Annotated in this window: 20 protein-coding genes and 2 pseudogenes; 16 read left to right on the top strand and 6 right to left on the bottom strand. The window is 65.7% G+C overall.

The genetic code is table 11. The annotated features are described in order from the left end of the window. Positions 1-658: 658 nt before the first annotated feature. From MUN78_RS08175 to MUN78_RS08125, 11 genes are all read left to right on the top strand, one after another. Complete coding sequence (locus MUN78_RS08175; protein WP_244729908.1) at positions 659-1,609, top strand: ABC transporter ATP-binding protein; 951 nt, start codon at positions 659-661, stop codon at positions 1,607-1,609. Beyond that, positions 1,606-2,475, top strand: a complete 870-nt coding sequence (locus tag MUN78_RS08170) for an ABC-2 transporter permease (protein ID WP_244729906.1) — start codon at positions 1,606-1,608, stop codon at positions 2,473-2,475. The genes MUN78_RS08175 and MUN78_RS08170 overlap by 4 nt, the downstream gene beginning before the upstream one ends. A gap of 73 nt (positions 2,476-2,548) precedes the next feature. After that, on the top strand, positions 2,549-4,033 hold the full coding sequence (locus MUN78_RS08165; RefSeq protein ID WP_244729904.1) for a sensor histidine kinase: 1,485 nt from the start codon (positions 2,549-2,551) through the stop codon (positions 4,031-4,033). A 25-nt stretch (positions 4,034-4,058) separates the two neighbouring features. Beyond that, on the top strand, positions 4,059-4,709 hold the full coding sequence (locus tag MUN78_RS08160; protein ID WP_244730042.1) for a response regulator: 651 nt from the start codon (positions 4,059-4,061) through the stop codon (positions 4,707-4,709). A 73-nt stretch (positions 4,710-4,782) separates the two neighbouring features. Further along, positions 4,783-5,277, top strand: coding sequence for a pantetheine-phosphate adenylyltransferase (gene coaD, locus MUN78_RS08155; RefSeq protein ID WP_244693936.1), 495 nt, complete (start codon positions 4,783-4,785; stop codon positions 5,275-5,277). Next, entirely contained in the window at positions 5,277-5,843 is a 567-nt protein-coding gene (locus MUN78_RS08150) for a YceD family protein (RefSeq protein WP_244693935.1), read from the top strand. The genes coaD and MUN78_RS08150 overlap by 1 nt, the downstream gene beginning before the upstream one ends. Before the next feature lie 13 nt (positions 5,844-5,856). Continuing rightward, positions 5,857-6,060 carry a 50S ribosomal protein L32 gene (gene rpmF, locus MUN78_RS08145; RefSeq protein WP_244693934.1) on the top strand — a complete coding sequence of 68 codons (204 nt, stop codon included), beginning with the start codon at positions 5,857-5,859 and terminating at the stop codon, positions 6,058-6,060. Further along, positions 6,061-6,801, top strand: a complete 741-nt coding sequence (gene rnc, locus MUN78_RS08140; RefSeq protein ID WP_429952312.1) for a ribonuclease III — start codon at positions 6,061-6,063, stop codon at positions 6,799-6,801. Next, complete coding sequence (gene mutM / locus MUN78_RS08135) at positions 6,794-7,780, top strand: bifunctional DNA-formamidopyrimidine glycosylase/DNA-(apurinic or apyrimidinic site) lyase (protein ID WP_244729902.1); 987 nt, start codon at positions 6,794-6,796, stop codon at positions 7,778-7,780. The genes rnc and mutM overlap by 8 nt, the downstream gene beginning before the upstream one ends. A 254-nt stretch (positions 7,781-8,034) precedes the next feature. Then, a complete protein-coding gene (locus MUN78_RS08130; protein WP_244729900.1) occupies positions 8,035-8,892 on the top strand; it encodes a DUF5677 domain-containing protein in 858 nt (285 codons plus the stop codon). 10 nt (positions 8,893-8,902) lie between these two features. Then, a complete protein-coding gene (locus tag MUN78_RS08125) occupies positions 8,903-9,760 on the top strand; it encodes a hypothetical protein (RefSeq protein WP_244729898.1) in 858 nt (285 codons plus the stop codon). Positions 9,761-9,832: 72 nt separating this feature from the next. Here the strand turns inward: MUN78_RS08125 and MUN78_RS08120 are convergent, their stop codons facing one another. Then, positions 9,833-10,075, bottom strand: coding sequence for a hypothetical protein (locus MUN78_RS08120; RefSeq protein WP_244729897.1), 243 nt, complete (start codon positions 10,073-10,075; stop codon positions 9,833-9,835). A 63-nt stretch (positions 10,076-10,138) separates the two neighbouring features. After that, the gene (locus tag MUN78_RS08115; protein ID WP_244729895.1) at positions 10,139-10,390 is read right to left on the bottom strand and encodes a hypothetical protein; all 252 of its coding nucleotides are present in this window, start codon (positions 10,388-10,390) and stop codon (positions 10,139-10,141) included. Positions 10,391-10,498: 108 nt separating this feature from the next. On the opposite strand from MUN78_RS08115, the gene MUN78_RS08110 reads away from it, so the two are divergent. Then, positions 10,499-14,560 carry a helix-turn-helix domain-containing protein gene (locus MUN78_RS08110; RefSeq protein WP_244729892.1) on the top strand — a complete coding sequence of 1,354 codons (4,062 nt, stop codon included), beginning with the start codon at positions 10,499-10,501 and terminating at the stop codon, positions 14,558-14,560. Positions 14,561-14,735: 175 nt separating this feature from the next. On the opposite strand, the gene MUN78_RS08105 is transcribed toward MUN78_RS08110, so the two are convergent. Both MUN78_RS08105 and MUN78_RS08100 read right to left on the bottom strand, forming a co-directional pair. Continuing rightward, complete coding sequence (locus MUN78_RS08105) at positions 14,736-14,939, bottom strand: hypothetical protein (protein ID WP_244729890.1); 204 nt, start codon at positions 14,937-14,939, stop codon at positions 14,736-14,738. A 7-nt stretch (positions 14,940-14,946) separates the two neighbouring features. Further along, complete coding sequence (locus MUN78_RS08100; RefSeq protein WP_244729887.1) at positions 14,947-15,102, bottom strand: hypothetical protein; 156 nt, start codon at positions 15,100-15,102, stop codon at positions 14,947-14,949. 600 nt (positions 15,103-15,702) lie between these two features. Here MUN78_RS08100 and MUN78_RS08095 point away from each other — a divergent pair. Continuing rightward, the gene (locus MUN78_RS08095; protein ID WP_244729884.1) at positions 15,703-17,421 is read left to right on the top strand and encodes an AIPR family protein; all 1,719 of its coding nucleotides are present in this window, start codon (positions 15,703-15,705) and stop codon (positions 17,419-17,421) included. 344 nt (positions 17,422-17,765) lie between these two features. Continuing rightward, positions 17,766-18,014: a hypothetical protein gene (locus MUN78_RS08090; protein WP_244729882.1), complete on the top strand. Its 249-nt coding sequence runs from the start codon at positions 17,766-17,768 to the stop codon at positions 18,012-18,014. A gap of 85 nt (positions 18,015-18,099) precedes the next feature. On the opposite strand, the pseudogene MUN78_RS08085 reads toward MUN78_RS08090, so the two are convergent. Together MUN78_RS08085 and MUN78_RS08080 are read right to left on the bottom strand one after the other, a co-directional pair. Then, positions 18,100-18,609 (bottom strand): annotated as a pseudogene (locus MUN78_RS08085) (N-acetyltransferase family protein). Further along, positions 18,609-18,749 (bottom strand): annotated as a pseudogene (locus MUN78_RS08080) (ArsR family transcriptional regulator); the annotation flags it as partial. The pseudogenes MUN78_RS08080 and MUN78_RS08085, both read right to left, overlap by 1 nt. A gap of 100 nt (positions 18,750-18,849) precedes the next feature. Here MUN78_RS08080 and MUN78_RS16800 point away from each other — a divergent pair. Both MUN78_RS16800 and MUN78_RS08070 read left to right on the top strand, forming a co-directional pair. Then, entirely contained in the window at positions 18,850-18,918 is a 69-nt protein-coding gene (locus MUN78_RS16800; protein ID WP_429952321.1) for a zinc finger domain-containing protein, read from the top strand. Between the two features lie 211 nt (positions 18,919-19,129). Then, positions 19,130-19,363 carry a hypothetical protein gene (locus tag MUN78_RS08070; protein WP_244729880.1) on the top strand — a complete coding sequence of 78 codons (234 nt, stop codon included), beginning with the start codon at positions 19,130-19,132 and terminating at the stop codon, positions 19,361-19,363. The last annotated feature ends 37 nt before the right edge of the window (positions 19,364-19,400 follow it).

Below are 19,400 nucleotides of genomic sequence, written 5' to 3'. Positions count from 1 at the left end.
CCCGGGCTCAGTGGAGTGGATCCGGGTGACCGAGGCCGACGCAGGGGAGTGGACCCCGATCGTCTTGGATCGGATGAAAAGAAGAGCGAGGAGACCGTTCCCGAGGAAGCGGACGATCCGGGTTACGACGGCAGGGTTCGCGGGAAGAGCACCGTGCTGGAGCGACCCGGATCGGGTGGTGCAGGCGGGAGAACCTGGAGCAGTCCGGAGGGCGAATGATTCGGGTCACTGCGGCAGGGTTCGCGGGAAGATCACCGTGCCGAAGCGACCCGGATCGGGAAGCGTGGAACCGAAGCGACCCGGATCGGGAGATGCGTGCCGAAATACCTGGAGCAGCCGAGGAAGCGAATGATTTCGGGTCACTGCGGCAGGTTGTCCGGGAAGGGCACCGTGTCGGGGCGACCCGGATCGGGAAGCGTGGAACCGAAGCGACCCGGATCGGGCGTTGCGGGCCGGAGGACCCCGGATCCGGAAACCCGGAACCGGGGCGACCCGGATCGGGAGGTGCGCCTGCGGCGGCGCGGGTAGTACCGGGGTACTACCCGATCGGGGACTTCGGGGCGATGCGCCCGCCCGCGCTCCCCTCGTAGCGTGGAGGCATCGCCGATCCCCGGCGCATATCGCCGATCCCGGCGCACCCCGACGCGAGGAGATTCCCATGATCGAGGCACGCGGCCTCACGAAGCGCTACGGCGCGCGCACCGCCGTCGATGACGCGACATTCACCATCCGGCCCGGCGCCGTGACGGGCTTCCTCGGCCCGAACGGCGCTGGGAAGTCGACCACGATGCGCATGATCGTCGGCTTGGACCGCCCGACGAGCGGCACCGTCACGGTGCACGGTCATCGCTACGCCGACGCCGCGGCGCCGCTCTCCGAGCTCGGGGCGCTGCTCGACGCGAAGGGCGTGCACCCGGGCCGCAGCGCCCGCAGCCACCTTCGCGCGCTCGCGGCCACCCACGGCATCCCCGATCGCCGCGTCGACGAGGTGCTCGAGCGGACGGGGCTCGCCGGGGTGGCGCGCCGCCGCGTCGGCGGCTTCTCCCTCGGCATGGGGCAGCGGCTCGGCATCGCGGCCGCCCTCCTCGGCGACCCCGAAGTCCTGATCCTCGACGAGCCGGTGAACGGTCTCGATCCCGACGGAGTGCTCTGGGTGCGGCAGCTGCTGCGCCACCTCGCCGCGGAAGGGCGGACGGTCCTGCTCTCCAGCCACCTCATGAGCGAGATGTCGCTCACGGCCGACCACGTCATCGTGCTCGGCCGCGGCCGGGTGATCGCCGACGCGCCGATCGCGGAGCTGGTCCGCGGCGAGCCGCGCGTCGTCGTGGCGAGCCCCGACGCCGCGCGGCTGGCGGCCCTCCTCATGGCGGAGGGCGTCGACGGACGGTCGCTCGAAGCGGTGGACGAGGAACGCTTCGTCGTGCACGGCAGCTCGGCGGCGCAGATCGGCCGCGCGGCCGCCGGCGCCGGCATCGAGCTGCACGAGCTCGCGCCCATCGCCTCCTCGCTCGAGGACGCCTATCTCGCCCTCACCCGCGACGCGGTCGAGTACGTCGATCCCGCGCCCGCGGCCGATGCGGCTCCCGCCGCCGAAAGGATCCCGGCATGACCACCACGCTCCTCATCGACGGCAGCCGAGCGCCCGAGCCCGCCGCCGCCGGACCGCGTCGCCGACCGGCGACGGGCCCCGCGCACCGTCTCAGCTTCGGCGGCGTGCTCCGCTCCGAGCGGATCAAACTCCTGTCGCTGCGCAGCATCAGGATCACCCTGCTGTGCACCGTGCTGGCCGGTCTCGCGCTCAGCGCGATGATGGCGCTCATCTGGAAGCTCGAGGTCGTCGAGATCGACGGCCCGGCGGCGCTGCAGAGCTACCTCCTCACCGTGTCGACCTTCGCGAGCCCGTTCCTCGCGCTCGTGATCGGCGTGCTCGGGGTCTTCGCGATCACGAGCGAGTACTCGAGCGGCATGATCCTCTCCTCGCTCGCGGCGGTGCCGACGCGCCGCCCCGTCTTCCTCGCGAAGGCCATCGTCACAGCGGCCCTCACCGCGGTGACCGCGCTCGTGCTCGTGCTCGGCGGCCTCGTCTGCGCCATCGCATTCCTGCCGGCCGCCGCGGGGGAACTCGCGAGTCTCCCGGTGCTCACGGGCGCGCTCGGGACGGTCGCCTATCTCGTGCTCATCGCGCTCCTGGCATTCGGGATCGCGGCGCTGCTGCGCTCGACGGCGGGCGGCATCGCGGTGATCGCCGGCATCACCTTCGTGCTGCCGATCGCCTTCCAGATGCTCGGCTTCACGGGGTGGGAGTGGGTCTCCGTCGTCTCCGCGTACCTGCCGGCGTCGCTCGGCTCGTCGCTCGCGGTGGGCACCGGTGCCGTGGATCCGTCCTTCGGCATCGCCCTCCTCGCGATGGCCGTCTGGGCCGCCGCGGCGCTCATCCCCGCCGGGATCGCATTCCAGCGCCGGGACGCGCGCTGAACGGTGCTCCGGGCGGCGCGGCCGCGGGGATCCCGGTCCCCGCGGGCGCGCCGCGTGCGGCTAGGGTGAGGGGATGAGCGGGATCGATCGAGCCGGGGGAGCGCCGTTCCCCCAGGCCCCGCCCGTGACGGCGGAGGTGCGACTGCCGAGGCCTCCCGGCGTCATCCGGCGGGCGTTCGCCGCGCACCCGCGTGCGGTCGATGTGAGCATCGTCGCCTGCTACGCCTTCGGCGTGCTCTGCGGCATGCTCCTCGACGCCGCCGGCGCCGCGGGCCGCAGGATCACGACGGGCGGCGCCGTCGACCCTGACGGGTGGATCGCCCTCCCCGCGTACCTCGCCTGGCCGTGGTGGCCGTTCGCGATTCTCGGACTCGCGGCCGTCGGCGCCGCGCTCCTCCTCCGTCGCAGATTTCCGCTCATCGGCCTCGTGGTCACCGTCGCCGTCTGCTTCTGGGCGAACGACGCGGTGTCGCTCGCCACGGGCGTGGCGCTCATGTTCATGCTCTACGCGGTGCCCGTCTACCGGAGCGTGCCCGCGGCCTGGGCCGGATACGCGATCGCGGTGCTCGGCGCGGCGCTGGCGTACGCGGGTGTCGCCTCCGGCACCTTCGCCGGATCGCCCTCCGGCCTCTTCGCGAGTGACGCGCGCGCCTCGGGAACCGGGGACCTCATCGCGCTCACGACGATGACCGCCATCTGGTATCTCGCGATCGTCATGCTCGGGATCAACCTCGGCAACCGCCGGCGCTATCTCGCCGCGATCATCGACCGCGCCCACCAGCTCGCGCGCGAACGCGATCAGCTCGCCCAGCTCGCCGTCGCGGAGGAGCGATCGCGCATCGCGCGGGAAATGCACGATGTCGTCGCGCACTCGGTGTCCGTCATGATCGCGCTCTCGGAGGGCGCGGCGCGCGCGGCCGATCAGGCGCCGGAGGCGGCGGCGGACGCGATGCGCCGCAGTGCCGAGACCGGCCGGACCGCGCTCGCGGAGATGCGGCGGCTGCTCGGCGCGCTGCACGCCCCCGACGACGAAGCGGCGCTCGTGCCGCAGCCCGGCGTCGATGAGCTCCCGGCGCTCATCGAGGGCTTCGTCGAGGCGGGGCTCGACGCGGAACTGCGCGTCCGCGGAGCCGATGCGGGGGACCGCGGCCAGGATCTCGCGGTGTACCGCATCGTGCAGGAGGGGCTCACGAACGTGCTCAGGCATGCGGGGATCGGCGCCCGCGCCGAGGTGAACGTCTCCCGCGGACCGCTCGGCACCGAGGTGACGGTGCGCGACCACGGCCGAGTGCCCGGCGCTCCCGCGCCGGTCTCCGGGGTGGGATCGGGGCGCGGGCTCGCGGGGCTCGCCGAGCGCGTCCGCGTCTTCGGCGGCCGGATCGAGTCGGGACCGGCCGACGGCGGTTGGCGGCTGTGGGCGGAACTGCCGACCGATGCGAGCGCTCGGGATCGTGCCGGCAACACGGGCGGCGGGACCGTGAACCGAGAGATCGGAGCGGTGGCGGGAGACCTCGCCATCCGCATGGACGAGGACGACGGAGGACGACGTGCACGATGAAGCAGGCGGCCAGGCGATCCGGGTGATGCTGGTCGACGACCAGGAGCTGATCCGCACTGGCTTCAGGCTGGTGCTGCTCGCGGAGCCGGGGATCGAAGTGGTCGCGGAGGCCGGGGACGGCGGCGCGGCGCTCGCCGAACTCGGGCGGCTGCAGGCCGTGGGCGCCGGCTGCGACGTTGTGCTCATGGACGTGCGCATGCCCGGAGTGAACGGCATCGACGCGACCGCGAGCATCGTGGAGCGCTTCCCCGAGACCCGCGTGCTCGTCCTCACGACCTTCGATCTCGACGAGTACGCGACGGGGGCGATCCGAGCCGGCGCGAGCGGCTTCCTCCTGAAGGACGCGAGGCCGACGGAGCTCGTCGACGCGATCCACCGCGTCGCCGCCGGCGACGCGACGATGGCGCCGAGCGTGACGCGGCGCCTCCTCGAGCAGCTGCGCCTCGGGGCCCCTGCGCTCCCCGAACCCGTTTCGGCCGACGTCTTCTCGGCGCTCACCGAGCGCGAGCTCGACGTGCTGCGCCTCATCGCGGAGGGCAAGAACAACGCCGAGATCAGCGGCGAGCTCTTCCTGTCGGCCTCGACCGTGAAGACGCACGTCGGCCGCGTCCTCGCGAAGCTGCAGCTCCGGGACCGCGTGCACGCCGTCATCTTCGCCAAGCAGCACGGTCTCTGAGCGTTCGCTCACGGCGAGCCGGCGCCCGGCGGGCCTCGGCCGATCCGGAGTCGCGAACATCTATGCTGGATGCATGAGCAAGATCGCCGTAGTCCCCGGGTCGTTCGACCCGGTCACCCTCGGGCACCTGGACGTGATCCGCCGCGCGGCCGGCGTCTTCGACCAGGTGCACGTCCTCGTCGTCCACAACCCGGGCAAGGACGCCATGCTTCCCATCTCGGAGCGCGTCGGGCTGATCCAGAAGTCCCTCGAAGAAGACCCGGAGATGCCGGACAACATCCTCGTCGCCTCGTGGTCGGTCGGGCTGCTGGTCGACTACTGCACCGAGGTCGGTGCGTCCGTGCTCGTGAAGGGCATCCGCTCGCAGATCGATGTCGCCTACGAGACCCCGATGGTGCTCATGAATCGGAGCCTCGCGAATGTGGAGACGGTGTTCATGCTGCCGGATCCCGCGCACGCGCACGTCTCGAGCACGCTCGTGCGGCAGGTATCCTCACTCGGCGGCGACGTGACGCCGTACGTTCCGCCGGCGGTGGCGCGCTTCCTCGACCAGTCGAGGCCGGCCTGATGCCGACGCGGCTCTTCGAGGAGAACATCCGGGACATCGCCGGCCGCCCGGGGGAGATGCGCGAGCGCTCCCGCGAGCTCGCGGTGCCCGAGCGGCTCGGCGAGGGACTCGCCCGGGTGCCCGCTGGGGAGACCCTCGCGCTCGACGTGCGCCTGGAGTCCGTGCACGAGGGCATCCTCGTGAGCGCCGAGGCGCGGACCACCGTGCACGCGGAGTGCGGCCGATGCCTGAAAGATTTCACCACGCCGTTTCAAGTCGAGTTTCAGGAGCTTTTCGCGTATACTCCTACGGAGGCCGACGAGTACGGGGTTCACGGTGATCACGTGGATCTTGAACCCCCGCTCCGAGACGCGGTAGTGCTCGCACTGCCGTTCCAGCCAGTGTGTCGCCCGGACTGCCCGGGACTCGATCCCGAGTCCGGTGAGCTCCGTGAGGCCGAGGCTGCGGCGGTGCCCGAGGCGGAGATCGATCCGCGCTGGGCGGCGCTGGCCGGTTACCAGACCGGCACGGCCGAGGCTGCAGATGAACCCGGCTCGGGAGACGACCCCGAGTCCGCAAGCAAGTAGGAAAGAGAACATCATGGCTGTTCCCAAGCGGAAGATGTCGCGCTCGAACACCCGTCACCGCCGTTCCGCATGGAAGGCCGAGGCCCCGAAGCTGGTCAAGACCGTCGAGAACGGCAAGACCGTCTACAGCCTCCCGCACCGCGCCCGCGTGGTCGAGGACTCGCAGGGCAACGCCCTGTTCCTCGAGTACAAGGGTCGCAAGGTCGCCGACGCGTAAGTGACGCAGAGCGTTCGGAAGCCGTCGGGCGCCCCTGAGGGGGAGCCCGGCGGCTTTCTCCATGCCTTCGACGTCGCCGTCGATCCCGAGCTGCTCGAACTGGCGCTCACGCACCGGTCGTGGGCCTACGAGCACGGAGGGGCTCCCCACAACGAGCGCCTCGAGTTCCTCGGCGATGCGATCCTCGGGCAGGCGGTGACGGTCAAGCTGTACGCCGACCATCCGGAGCTCCCCGAAGGGGAGCTCGCGAAGCGACGCGCCGCCGTGGTGTCGACGACCGCGCTCGCCGAGCTCGCCCGCGGGCTCTCGCTCGGCGACGCCCTCCGGCTCGGCCGGGGCGAGGAGCTCACCGGCGGACGAGACAAGGACTCGATCCTCGCGGACACGGTCGAGGCCGTGATCGGCGCCGTGTTCCTCTCGACGGATCCGGCGACCGCTGACCGCTTCGTGCTCGATCTCGTCGCCCCGCTCTTCGCGGATCCCGAGCGCTTCACGGTCACCCTCGACCCGAAGACCACGCTGCAGCAGGAGGCCGCACGGCGCGGGCTCCCGCATCCGCCGTACTCGACCGAGGGCACCGGGCCCGACCACGATCGTCGCTACCGCTCGCGCGTCGAGCTCGACGGCATCATCGGGCGGGGCGAAGGCACGAGCAAGAAGGCCGCGGAGCTCGCGGCCGCGCGCGACGCCGTCACGGCGCTGCGCGCCGGGCGGCGCCGGGCCCGCCGCGGCGATGCCTGAGCTCCCCGAGGTCGAGGTCGTCCGAGCCGGCCTCGCGCCCGCGGTCACCGGCGCCAGGGTCATCGCCGCCGAGGTGCGGGATCCGCGCGCGCTCAAGCGTCATCTGCCGCTCGGCGGCGACGGTGCGCCGTCGGCGGACGGCGAGGGCGGGCACGGCGTGACGCTCTCGGACGCGGCCGGTCGCGCCCGCGCCGCCGATTTCGAACGACGCATCCTGGGGATCCGCTTCGCGGCCCCCGTGCGTCGCGGCAAGTTCCTGTGGCTGCCGGTCGCGGAGCGCGTCGCACCAGGTGCGAACGGCGCGGCCGCGGCGGAACGTGCCGCGGCCGCGCCCGGGCTCGCGCTCCTCGCGCACCTCGGGATGAGCGGACAACTCCTCCTCAGGGCTCCGGAGGCCGCGGACGACCGGCACGTGAGGATCCGGCTCTGGATCGAGCACGCCGAGCACGGCGAGCTGCGCGTCGACTTCGCCGATCAGCGGCTCTTCGGCTCGCTCGCCCTCGATGCGCTGACCGCCGAGGGCGTCCCGGGGCAGGCCCGGCACATCGCCCGGGATCCGCTCGATCCGCGGTTCGACGATGCGGTGTTTCTCCAGCGATTGCGCGCGCGTCCGAGTGGTGTGAAGCGGCTGCTCCTCGATCAGACGCTCGTGAGCGGCGTCGGCAACATCTACGCGGATGAGGCGCTGTGGCGCGCGAGGCTCCACCCGGAGACCTCCGGACGGGTGCTCTCGGCGCGGAAGGCCGCGGAGCTGCTCGGAGCGCTGCGCGACGTCTTCGCGCAGGCACTCGCCGAGGGCGGCACGAGCTTCGATGCGCAGTACGTGAACGTCAACGGACAGGCGGGTTACTTCAGCAGATCGATTGAAGTATATGGCCGTGGTGGCAAACCCTGCAGTCGTTGCGGGGGCTTGATTAAACGCGTTGCCTTCATGAACCGCTCGTCACATTTTTGCCCGGTCTGCCAACGAAAACGATGATCCAGTCCGAGCGCTTGTGGTGTCCGAGCTAGCGCTCACGGGCGGTGCAATTGAGGACTCAAGCTCGTGTGAATGTACATTACAGTCCAAGAGCTTCATTCCTTCCCGTTCACGTTTACCCGCTTCGGCGTAGCGTGGGGCGCTCGCGCACGCTCAGCGCGCGTGGATATCTACTCGATTGGGTGGCCGGGCTGACGATCCTTGCGAGTGCTCGCCCTCAGTCAATGTCCCCGACTCCGGCTAAGATCCGAGTCATGCCGACCCTGACTGAAGAATCCGACCTCCGCGCACTTGTGGCGGAGTTGGGGGAGACCTGGCTTGATTTTGACGGTAGCCAGTCATTGCACCAGCCGGCAGCACGCCGGGGGAAGAGGTTTCTTGGCTCTGACCTTGCACGCATGACCGCCGTCTGGGGTTTGACCTGTCATGTCTATGAGACGTCCCGGGCGATCGCTCTGCTGGTGGACAACCACATGCCGAATCAGGCGATCCCGCTAGTGCGATTCGCATATGAGAGCGCTTTGACGGCTGCATGGTTGGTGCAGAGCAAGGATCAGCACGGCATTACGGCGTTTCTGCACGAGTACAACCGCACACGGGCGGCTCTGAAAAAGGACGCGTTCGAAGCCGTGTCTGCGACTTTCCGCGATGTCGCACCGGAGATCACTGATGCTGATCCTTCCGAGTTCGAGGGGTCGGCCGACAGCGTCCAACGCTTTCGCGGCATCTGCCTGGATCTGACGCCCGGCGGCATGGACGCTTACATTTACTATCGGATCCTGTCTTCGTACAGCCACGCATCGGTGAACATCTCAGATCTCTACTTCCAGCGGTCGGACAGCAGTGATGGCGTGCCGAACTACGTCGGCCAGCAAGAATCCCTCGGCGCGCCGCTTCTGCTGTTCCTGACTGCTGCCTCAATGGTGTGGGCCGGTCGTGCATTCACGTACATGACTCAGGACAAGCATCACCGCACTCGGATCCGAAAGGCCGCGCAGCTGCTCGGCATCAATTCTGAGCTGCAACTCAGTGAGCACTACCGCCGACGGCATTTGAACAAGGCAACTCGGCGCTCGTCGAATCAGTCTCCGCGTACCGCTCCTGAAAAGTAAGGATGAATGCATGGAACCTGGCGACCATTGGGCATATCGAGCCCGAGGTATCGACCCGTTGGTCGAAGTCAAGCTCAAACGCCTCGGCACGCAGAAGCCCGCGCGGGTGCTCGTGCGCTTCGTCGGCGACGATGCCGGAGGACGGGAAGAGTGGGTGCCCCCGGCACGACTGAAGGCGCGGTGGCACGACGTGGATGAGTTTCGGGCGCGAGAGGCTCGCTGGGAAGCGGTCGACACGCATCCCGGTGTGCGTGGCGCACGCGAGGAGTATGCCGTCGACGAGGTGATGCGCAAGCTGATCGACGAATCGCTGGCTGCTCCCGAGTACAGGCACCCAGGTGTCACCAGCATCGTTGACGTGGGCGGCTTGGCCCGCCTGCTGCAGCTCGACGAAGCGCTCCTCCGGGCTGAACCCGCGGCCTTCGAAGAAGACGGGGCGTTGCTCGTTCCATGGACGACGACCGAGCTCATCGCTCGCCGCGCATGCGAACTGTTCCCCGATTCGATCCTTCGGGAGGTTGATGAGCAAGAGGAGAAGGCTCGTCGTAACGCGACGCACGGGGAGACGATCACGACAAGCGGCCGCAACCCCCATTCCTTCTTCATCGAGCCTGAGAAGGCCGCGAAGTGGGACGCCGAGGAGGCCTATGGGCAGCCGATGCGCGACCTGCTCCGCCAATGGTGCGGGCAGGCAGAGGTCGAGCGCCGGGATGAGCTCGTCGCGCTGCGGGAAGAGGTCGTGCGAGTCGGTGAGCTCCTGTCAGAAGCTATTCGCGCTCTTCAGAAAGCTGGGGTCAAGGACGAGGCCAGCAGCCTCGAACGGCGGTTTGGTGTCCCGCTGAGGGAGGCCCGGGATTCACGACGGTAGCCGCTTCGGCGGATCAAGCGGCTCGGTCGACATCCGGCCTTTCGACATGTGCTTGTCCAGATTGGTGTATGGCTAATGTCTCTCCGGCGTCGGGACCCGGAGCGCGTCATTGCCCAGCAAAGGTCGATTCAGGTCCGCTTCGGCCCTGAACCAGGAGACCCGCTCGGACGACGCGGCTAACATGCCTGTCTCCTCGTTGCGCGGCGCGATCTCTTCGGCGCATTTGCGCAGGTCGTTCGTGCGCCACGTTGCGGCCTGGGACTGTGCACTCTGGACGTTGAGCGCGTGGGTGTGGCGTCCGTGCGCGCGGGCCACGGGCTGCTCCCAGAGGGCCAGATCCTCGTGATGCTCGTGCTCCAGCCGTTCGCGGCGCTCGCGCTAGGGCGCTCCCGGGTCGTCGAGCGCCGCGAAGAAGCCCGGCAGCTTCGCGGCGAGCGTCCATCGCCTCCGATCTGCCCACCACCGCTCGTGCCAACCTTCGTCGATCTCGAGCGGCAGCGGCCTCTTATGTTGCACCGCGCCGCGCCGCGCTTCCTGCTGCAGGCGGCACCGATAGGTGTCCTCGCCGATGTTGATCGCGAACCTGGTCTTCTCGTCGAATGCAAGGGCCCATCCGAAGGTCGCGCGCATTCACCGGCGACCGCTTGGATTACCAATTTCACCCACGGCGGACTATCGCACGGATTAAATACGTACAGCGACTATACGGATGTGTTTACCGCGTGTAGATTGCCTCGCATGACCTCAGTACTCGGCACGTTGATCCGCGTTGCAAGGTCGGCTGTTGGACTGGGCCAAGCAGAGCTTGCTCGCGCTATGGGTGTCGGGCAGCAGACCGTCAGCGCGTGGGAGCGTGGACGTTCGCGACCTCGACAGGCTCAGCTCCCGGCGCTATGTTCAGTTCTCAGCCTCTCGCTCGACGAGGTGACCATCGCGGGTAACTACCACGACCCGGCCATCGCAACTCAGAATCTCGTCCTAGCTCTTCCGTTCGAGAACCTTTCCGATGAGGCTTTCGAAGCCTTCACCAGGGATCTCGGCGCACGGATCTACCCTGGCCGGACCGCAACTCGGAACGGGTCGTCAGGTCATAAGCAGTTCGGCGTTGACGTTTTCATCGACGGGGATGGCGAGCGAGTTGGTGTGCAATGTAAGCGGCACAAGACGTTCGGCCCGGAGGATATCCGCGCGGCGATCGGCGAGGTCACGGGCGAGGCGCAGATCACATCCGGCATCATCGCGTTGAGCCGAAAGACCGCCACCCCCGCTGCCCGAAAGGAGATCCACAACCATCCGGACTGGAAGCTGTGGGATGGGGAGGACCTGTCCGCGCTCGTCAGAGGGCTTCCGCGTTCGGACGCCTTAGTACTCGTCGACACCTACTTCAGGGGAATGCGCGAGCCGTTCCTGGGAGTTCGAGAGCCGAGTCCGTGGCTGACACCTGATGAGTACGACTCCGCCCTTGCTGGCCGTTTGGGCGTTGATCGCAACTTCGAGTTGGTCGGACGAGACGCGGAGTTGAGTAGAATTGTGGGACTCAGCGTAGCCCTCGAGGAACGGGTCATCCTGATCGGTCGAGGTGGCATTGGCAAGTCGCGTCTATTGCGAGCCTTTGCACGAAGCGATGTCGGTCGAACCGTGGTCTTTGCATCGCGCGGTGCGATCGCGCCCGAGAGCTACGAGGCTCTTCCAGAGGGTGCACCCATCGTGGTTGTTGACGATGCGATGGATCCGGAGTTTGACCTCCGTGCGTTGGAACTCGGAATCAGGCGCATGCGACCCGACGCGACCTTAGTGATGTCTACGCGACCTCGCGCGCTCGCGCAGCTTCAGGCAGCACTCGAAATCTCGGATCTCGAATCCGCGAAGATCTCAGTCACGCTTGATGATCTATCCCTCGACGCGGCTGAATCTCTCGCCCGCGAGGCGCTCGGAACGTCGGCGACGGAGACTCGGGTAAATGGCCTCGCCCATGTGGGCTACGACTGCCCCTTCATGATCGTGCTCGGTGCACATCTTATGCGCGAAGGAGTCCTAACAGACACCGACCTGGTGACACAAACCGAACTACGCCAACAAATCCTCACGCGATTCGCCGACGTCGTAGTCCGTGGCTCCAATGAGGACGCCCGAATCTCTGTACTTCAGGCGGTGGCAGCTATCCAGCCGGCGAACCTCGGCGAGTCAGAGTTCCTGGACGTCATCGCGGGTGTCAGTGATAACGACGAAGCAACGGTTCTCGACGTTCTGGATGAGCTCGAAGATCTCGGTCTAGTTCTGCGTAGAGGGCAGAGCGTTCGCGTTGTTCCCGACCTCCTGGGTGATGCCATCTTGGAGCGGGCGCTTGTCTCAAAGTCGGGTATCGACAAGCGCTTTGCGCTTCGACTCGCTGATCAGACACGAGGTCGCGCGCTATCGCACGCGCTTCGAAACGTTAGCGTGATCGATTGGCAAAGACGCACGCAGGGGCCATCCGATTTGGCCGACACGCTCTGGTCTGCCTTGGCTGAGCACGCGCTCACTCTTGCGAACTCTGACCGCATCGCTCTCGCAAAGCGTGTCGCACCGGTCGCAGGGATCTACCCAGGCCGCGCGCTCGATCTCGCTGAGCTACTTCTCGCGAACCCTGGCCCCGACGAAGAAGACCCATTGAGCGGTATCTGGGGTCCTCCGCGGACATTTACCGCCACTGAAGTTGGTCGCGCTTTCGCGCCCCTCATTTCAAACGCTGGAAACAATTTGGAGTTTCTGCCGCGGTCGATGCGGAAGCTCCTCGAGATCGGTGGAACAGATACCCGCCAGGAAAACCAGAACCCGGAACACGGAATGAGGTTGCTCCGTGAGTTGGGTCAGTTTCATCCTCGCCGCCTTATCCGCTTCAATCGCGTCTATGTTGAGACAGTCGCCGACCTCCTCGCCGATCCAACGCTAGAGGTGTACTCTCCCCAGCTGGTCTCACTCCTGGTCGAAGTGATGGCGCACGACATCATCGTCACCGAATCGCGTGGGTGGAATCTATCCATCGCCCGCCACGACATTGACCTCGACGTCGTCTCGGGTGTGAGAGCAGCTGCAATTACAATCGCGATCACTGCACTCGGGCGGGATGACCGCACAGCTCTCGCAGCTATCGAGGTGCTCGAACAGGGGCTCTCTGCGAAGAACCGCGCCGACGACGTGACTGATGAATTCACTACAATCGTCGCCGCACTGCGTGCCGTGCTTTCAGATGCGTCCCGCCCAGCAGGCATTCGGCTTGCGGCCTACCGCTCACTGAGCTGGCATGCGACCTACGGGGAAGGTCCACGACGCTTGGCAGCTCGCGCCGCACGAGCGGCACTGGCAAGTGATGACGAGCTTCTGCTTGCACGCTTGACGCGTGGTGGTTTCCACACCGATGAGGATTACGACGACGAACGGGTTACCGTAGAAACCAGCAGCGACGCTACCGATTCACCTGCCGTTGCCCGCTTCCACCGCGCAGCTGCGCAGCTCAGTGAGGCGACTCAAGATCTCTGCCGGCGGTGGATTTCGACCCTCTCACCCGAGCAGATCCTGACACGACTTCGCGCCGCGATAGACGACGCACTGAGAGAACGAGACCGCTTCACGCCGCCGCGCCAGCTGCTCCAAATCTTGTTCTTGGCGAACTCTGACCTGACTCGCGTCGCCCTTGCGCCGCGCACAGTCGCAACGCCAGCGGACGATTGCATCGTCGAAGCCGCCCTCGGTGTCTGTTTTGCATCGGACTACCCAGACCTGATGTCAATCGCCACCGACAAAATTGGGCAGGGCGAGCCCTCTGCTTCGATGCTTGCGTCAGCGGTTGGAGGCGTACAAGGCGCACTTTCCGTTGTCCAGGCGGGTGTCGTGCGCGCATTGCTGACCACGCCGCACCCCGCCGTCTACTCATCGCTGCTCTCGACCGCCCGATGGCGAGAGTCGCTTGACCCCGATCTCGTTCTGGACATTTTGCAGGCTTCGCCCATCGAGACGAACTCGGTGGTTGCTGCGGCCGCGGCGACCGTTCTCTCCGGAAGCGCGACAGTTCCGTGGGCCTCTCTATCAAGAGAGGAACGTGCACGCTTCCTAGATCGTTTCACACAGACCCCGAGTCTTGACGCGCATGTCTTTGGCGAGTTAGTGGCGCAGCAGATCGCGATCGATTCACAGGAGGCGCTTACGTTCCTGCAACGCCGCATTGATCAGCAGAGCGAGGCAGACGACGACTACGACGCGCTACCGTATCTCGACGCGATGCCATTCAGCTTCCGAGCAAGTCAGGACCTGCCCGCATTAATCGCAACTCACGTCGACTGGTTGCTCGAAGATGCGCCCTACCGTCGCGGGCACGACGGCCTCGACGTCCTTCAGCGGATGTTCGCCGATTACGAGGACGACCAACTCGCCGTGCTGCTTTCGCTAATCAAGACGCAGCAGCAGGAGCGCATCGCTCTGGTCCGGTCTATTCTGAATGGTGCTCCCCACGATCTTGTTCTGCGAGCCCCGACTTTCGTTGCCGAAGCCATTGAGGCCGCATCCGCGCTGTCCAGCCCCCTTGAGCGCGACGTGATCTTAGGGTTACATGGCTCCGCGGAATACGGAAGTTACTCGCGATCAATCGGCGCGGACGACCCAGAGGAACTCGCGCTCAAGGTCGGCGCGGAACTGCTTGCGCTCAAGTTCGACACCGGTTCGGCCATGCGTCGGTTCTACGACGATGTAGCGACCCGTGCGGCAGCCCGAATCGAGTCTGAACGCCAAGACGACGCGAGTCTCCGAATCCCGCGTCGCTGGTGAGCTGGACTTAATGAGGCAGCCGTGGGTACGTCGAGCGAGCTGGAGGGCTGAGGTGCGAATGAGTATCGCTCGGTACTCGCTATGGTCGCCTATTACTCACAAAGATCACTTCGGAGCGTGTAGGTAAGTTCTTGCTTTCCTGGCGTGTCGGAAGCGTGAAGACTCCGTCCGTAAATCAGCGGTGGTCCTCGAATGAATCAACCAGGCTTTGAACCCCGTGCTCAGGGCACATGAACGCGATCCTCGCGCAGTGCTCGTCGGAGACGAACTTCGGGTCGGGTTCGCAGTTGCCACCGCACACCGAGCATGTCCTGTAGTCGTCGCTCGTGAGCACGCGGATCGGCACGCCGTTCACGTCTCCGATCTTCTCGTGTTCCATCGTGAGCCTATTCGTCGAGCCGCGCTTTGCCCGGGCGGGGCACCTCTTGCGACTCCCTCTGGTCGTAGGCCTCCATCTCGGCGAGCATCCGCTCCTTGTGCTCTTGGATTTTCGCGCGGTCCACGGGGTATTTGTCGAGTAGCTCCTCCAGTGTCATAGCCATAGTGATTGGTCTCCTCTCGATGCCCTGCTGTCGAGCCCGCGCACGGCGCACGGCCTCGTCGTTGCGTGGTCCTGTTCCATGGGCCCAACCCTGCCCCTCGCGCCTGCGCGACAATGGAAGTGCCAGGAGCACGCCGAGAGGAGCAGTCCCGTGACCGACCGGATCTACTACGAGGACCAGTCCAGTTGGGCTCCTTCCGACTACTACGCCCTCTGGCGCTGCCTTGACCGACAGGCCGAGTACGTCGGCCCGACCCCGCCCCAGCTGCATTAGCCTGAGCGCCGTTCGGCCCGCATCAGCGCCAGGAAGGCCGGCGTGCGCGATGAGGGGCTCACAGTGATCGACCTCGCCAGGATGTCTGCGGAGAGCCGATTGTTGCTCAGGGCGGTGCTGGGCTCCCGGCATCGCGACGAGTTCCACCATGAAGCTACCGGTGAGGGGCGAGTTGTATAGGGTGCGTGCGGCGCAACGGGTGACCTGCGTTCTCAGCTTCAAGCCAAAGAAGAGGAAGCCTAAACATTGCTGGACGCTGACACCGCCCTCCGGAACAGGGTAGGTTCGTGGAAGCGAACGCACGACAATGGCGGAGGAGAGTTGCCTGTGGATCCACTCTTGAGTGGCTTGTTCAAGAAGTTCAAAGAGAGCAACGAGCTGGGGGATGTGTCGGATAGCGATGCGTTCGAAATGTTCGCCGCAAAACTGGTGCTCAGGGATGATCTGACGGACCAGGTGACGCTCTCCGAACTCCTCCTTGACCCCAGCACGCCCGGAATTGACGTGGCGCTCCTTGAGGTCAACGGTGAACTCGTTCGCGATGAATCGGACGCGAGGGAGATTTGCAGCGGCACGGGAAAGCTTGTCGTTGCCCTCCACTTCGTGCAAGCCAAGACTTCGACGAATATTCACTCGCCAGAAATTCTGAACATGGGTGACGTCGTTAGGCGAACGCTTACCGGAGATTCCCCAACGGGATACCCAAAGCTGGAGCGCATATCTAAGGCGCTTCAGTACATGTTTGAAGATCATGCGACAAAGATGCAGAACCCGCGTCCGTCCGTTCACCTGCACTTCGTGACTGCTGCCAGCGCTCAGTCGGTTGCGGACGCGTCCACGCAACGACGGCGTGCGACTGAGGAAGCTTCTCTGTCGGACTTGACATTCTTGGGTGAAGCCAGCGTCGAGGTAGAAGGCGCTGTGCAACTCGTGGAAGCATCGCGTAAGAAGGATGCAGCGAACGAGGTGGACGTTGTTCTTAAGAAGAGCATCAACCTTCCCAGCATGCCGGGTGTCGAGCAGGCTATCCTCGGGCTAATCAGCCTCGACCAGCTGCTATTGCTTATTCGCAACGACGATGGATCACTAAACGAACGTGTGTTTTACGATAACGTTCGCGGGTTCCAAGGGTCTGGCAATCCTGTGAACGATCGCATTCAGGAGACTCTGAAGTCGTCAGGGAACCTGTTGTTGCCTGTTCTCAACAACGGCGTAACCGTCGTCGCTTCTCAGTACGCGCCACGCCCGGGTGATGAAGTGCGACTCAGTGGCTATCAGATCGTCAACGGTTGCCAGACGAGCCATTGCGTCCACTTGGTGGCGGACGAACTCGAAGACGTCAGCGCGGTTCAGCTTCCTATCCGCGTGATCGTTACCGATGACGATGAAGTGGCGTCAAACATTATCCTCGCGACGAATTCGCAGACAGCAGTGAATGACAGTGACCTGGTGGCGCTTACGTTGTTCCAGAAGAACCTGGAGGAGTTCTATCAGCTAGACCCCCTTCGAACCCGGCTAGCTTATGAAAGACGGAGCGGCCAGTACTTCGACGACCCTGTGCCTCGCACGAGGGTCGTCGCCATCCGCGAACAAATGCGTGCGCTGGCAGGGACATTCTCGAATCTGCCGCATCTTGCGACTCGCTATCCGAAAGATCTCTACGAGAGGATCGGCGAGGATATATTCGCGGATCAGCACCGATATGAACCTTATGTGGCTTCGGCCTATGCGGCGTACCGACTCGAATCGGCTTTTCGAACTTCGCTAGACCCGAAATTCAAGCCCTTGCGATACCACATCCTGATGGCTCACAAGTATCTAACGCTCGGCGGTGACTCATTGGCGCTAAATGATGGTCGAATAGTTGCGCAAAGCGAAGAGATTGTCGAATCGCTGAGAGGCTCCGACTACGTAGGAAAGCTTGAGGACGCGGCGAGAGCGATTCTTGACTTCACGGGAGGGGAAGTTCCCACAAGCGACCGTTTGAAGCGGGCGGCGTTCACAAGTGACCTTCGGGGACACTTGGCGCGCGAGGCGCGCAGCTGAGGGTTTGAGTGGACTCGCTGTAGCCCAGCATGGAGGCCCGCATTGAGTGGTTAGCGCACCTGCTGGTCCCAGCAGCGCTACGAGCTGGCGCTCGAGAAGTTCCTGAACCTCGGCGCACTGGCCCAGGTCGTCCCGGCGTCCGTACGGGCTGCGCTCGACTCCGTCGAAGATCGCCGCGAGTCGATGGCCGACATCGTCGCGACCTGAGGCCTCGAAGGGGCCCGACCCGACGCGGAGGGCATGCGCATCGTCCGCGACTATGTCGATGGCAGGACCAGCCTCGACGAAGCGCTGGCAGCGGTCGGCCGCCGTGCCGAGTGGTTCCGTGAAGGGAATGAGCAATCATGACGCCCACTGAGTTCGACTGGTCCATCGATCGTGAGTGCACTCACGGCTGCGGCGAAGCGCAGCTGCGCGAGCAGTCCGGCGACAGGTACCCGGCATTCGAGGGGCACATGCTCATGACGGCCAATCCCGTCTGCACGGGCCGACGTGGCTTAAGTCCGCCGGAGCTCCTCGAGCGCTCGTGTGGTGCCGCCCATGGCAACGTCTTCTACATGCACGACGTGATCCGCTTCGTCGACAGTGCTTAGAGACGTCCTGGGCCCAGGCTTCCGTCCACACTGCCCAAGTGTATGCGTCCAACCAGCGCAGGCCTCGGCCTCACCGCGCCTCAGATCAGTCGTGGTCCGAGCGCCTTTCGATCAGCATGGTGTCGCGCCACTGGCCGGCGAGCGGGCCGTGCTCCATGAGCGCTATCCGTTCGCGCCGGGCGACCTGGCGGAACCCCGCTCGTTCGTGGAGGAGGAGGCTGGCCGCGTTCTCGGGGAAGACCGACGACTGGATGGTCCAGACGGCTGCGCCCTCGGCGGCGCTGATCAGGCCCTCCAGCAGGAGACGCCCGACGCCTCTGCCCGACGTCTGCGGCGCGACGTAGACGGAGTGCTCGACCACGCCGCGGTACACGGCGGGGACGGAGACGGGGCCTGCGGCCGCCCAGCCGACGACCTTCGGTCCGTCCACCGCGACGAACATGAGACCAGGCTGCTTGCCCGCTGTGAACATGTCTCAGGAGGACGGCGGCCCGGATTCGAACGTCGCGTGACCGGTCGCGATCCCGGCGCGGTAGATCCTCTCGACCTCGGGCCAGTCCGTCTCGACCATCGGCCGAAGCCTGATCGCTGCCATCAGCCCAGCAGCGCCTTCGCCGCGTCGGCGAGCGCACCTGTGGTCGGTTGGTAGTAGGCCCATTTCCCGCGCTGCTCACGAGTGACGAGGCCCGCCTCGACGAGTAGCTTCATGTGGTGGGAGACGGTCGGCTGCGACAATGAGGGTGAACGTACATTACTGCTGTAGTGGGGGTATTTTGCGCACTCCCAGAATTCATATGGGCGCACCGGCGAGCCGTGCAATCGCTGCGGCACGGCGATCAAACGCATCCCGTTTGCTGGGAGGTCTTCCCATTTCTGTCCGAGGTGCCAACGCTTGATCCGCTAGTACTATTTTGGCCTGACACGCTCGCTTTCCAGCACTGCCTCGCAGCACAGGGACCTGCGGCGACCAGCGCGCTCGGCTTGGCGTCATCGAGAGCGACACCGGTATCGGCCTGCTGGAGAACGCACGGCTCCTGTACTCGCGCTCTGGCACAGGAGCGCGCGATCATCGAACCAGCAATGCCATCATCAGCCTGCAGGCGGACGCGGAGGTTGTGTTCCCCGACCAGTACCGCGCAGTTGAGCCGGAGTCGTTTGAATTGGACCCGGATGAGCCGGCGCGGCTGCGCTCGGACGTGGTGGCGCTGTTGAAGTCTTACGGCCTGCAGCGCGGCCTCGAAACCCGTGATTCCAGGGCTCCTGAGGGTTCTCGAAAGTCGTCGAAGATCTCGGTCGTGAAGCTCGAAGCTTCAGATGACCGACTGATCGTCGGGGCAACGTTCGACTGAGCTCAGCGCTGAGGTGTCTGCTGCCGGCCCCTCGATC

It is taken from the genome of Leucobacter allii (genome assembly GCF_022919155.1).
Classification (GTDB): Bacteria; Actinomycetota; Actinomycetes; order Actinomycetales; family Microbacteriaceae; genus Leucobacter; species Leucobacter allii.
This window is presented reverse-complemented; position numbering and strand designations above follow the sequence as displayed.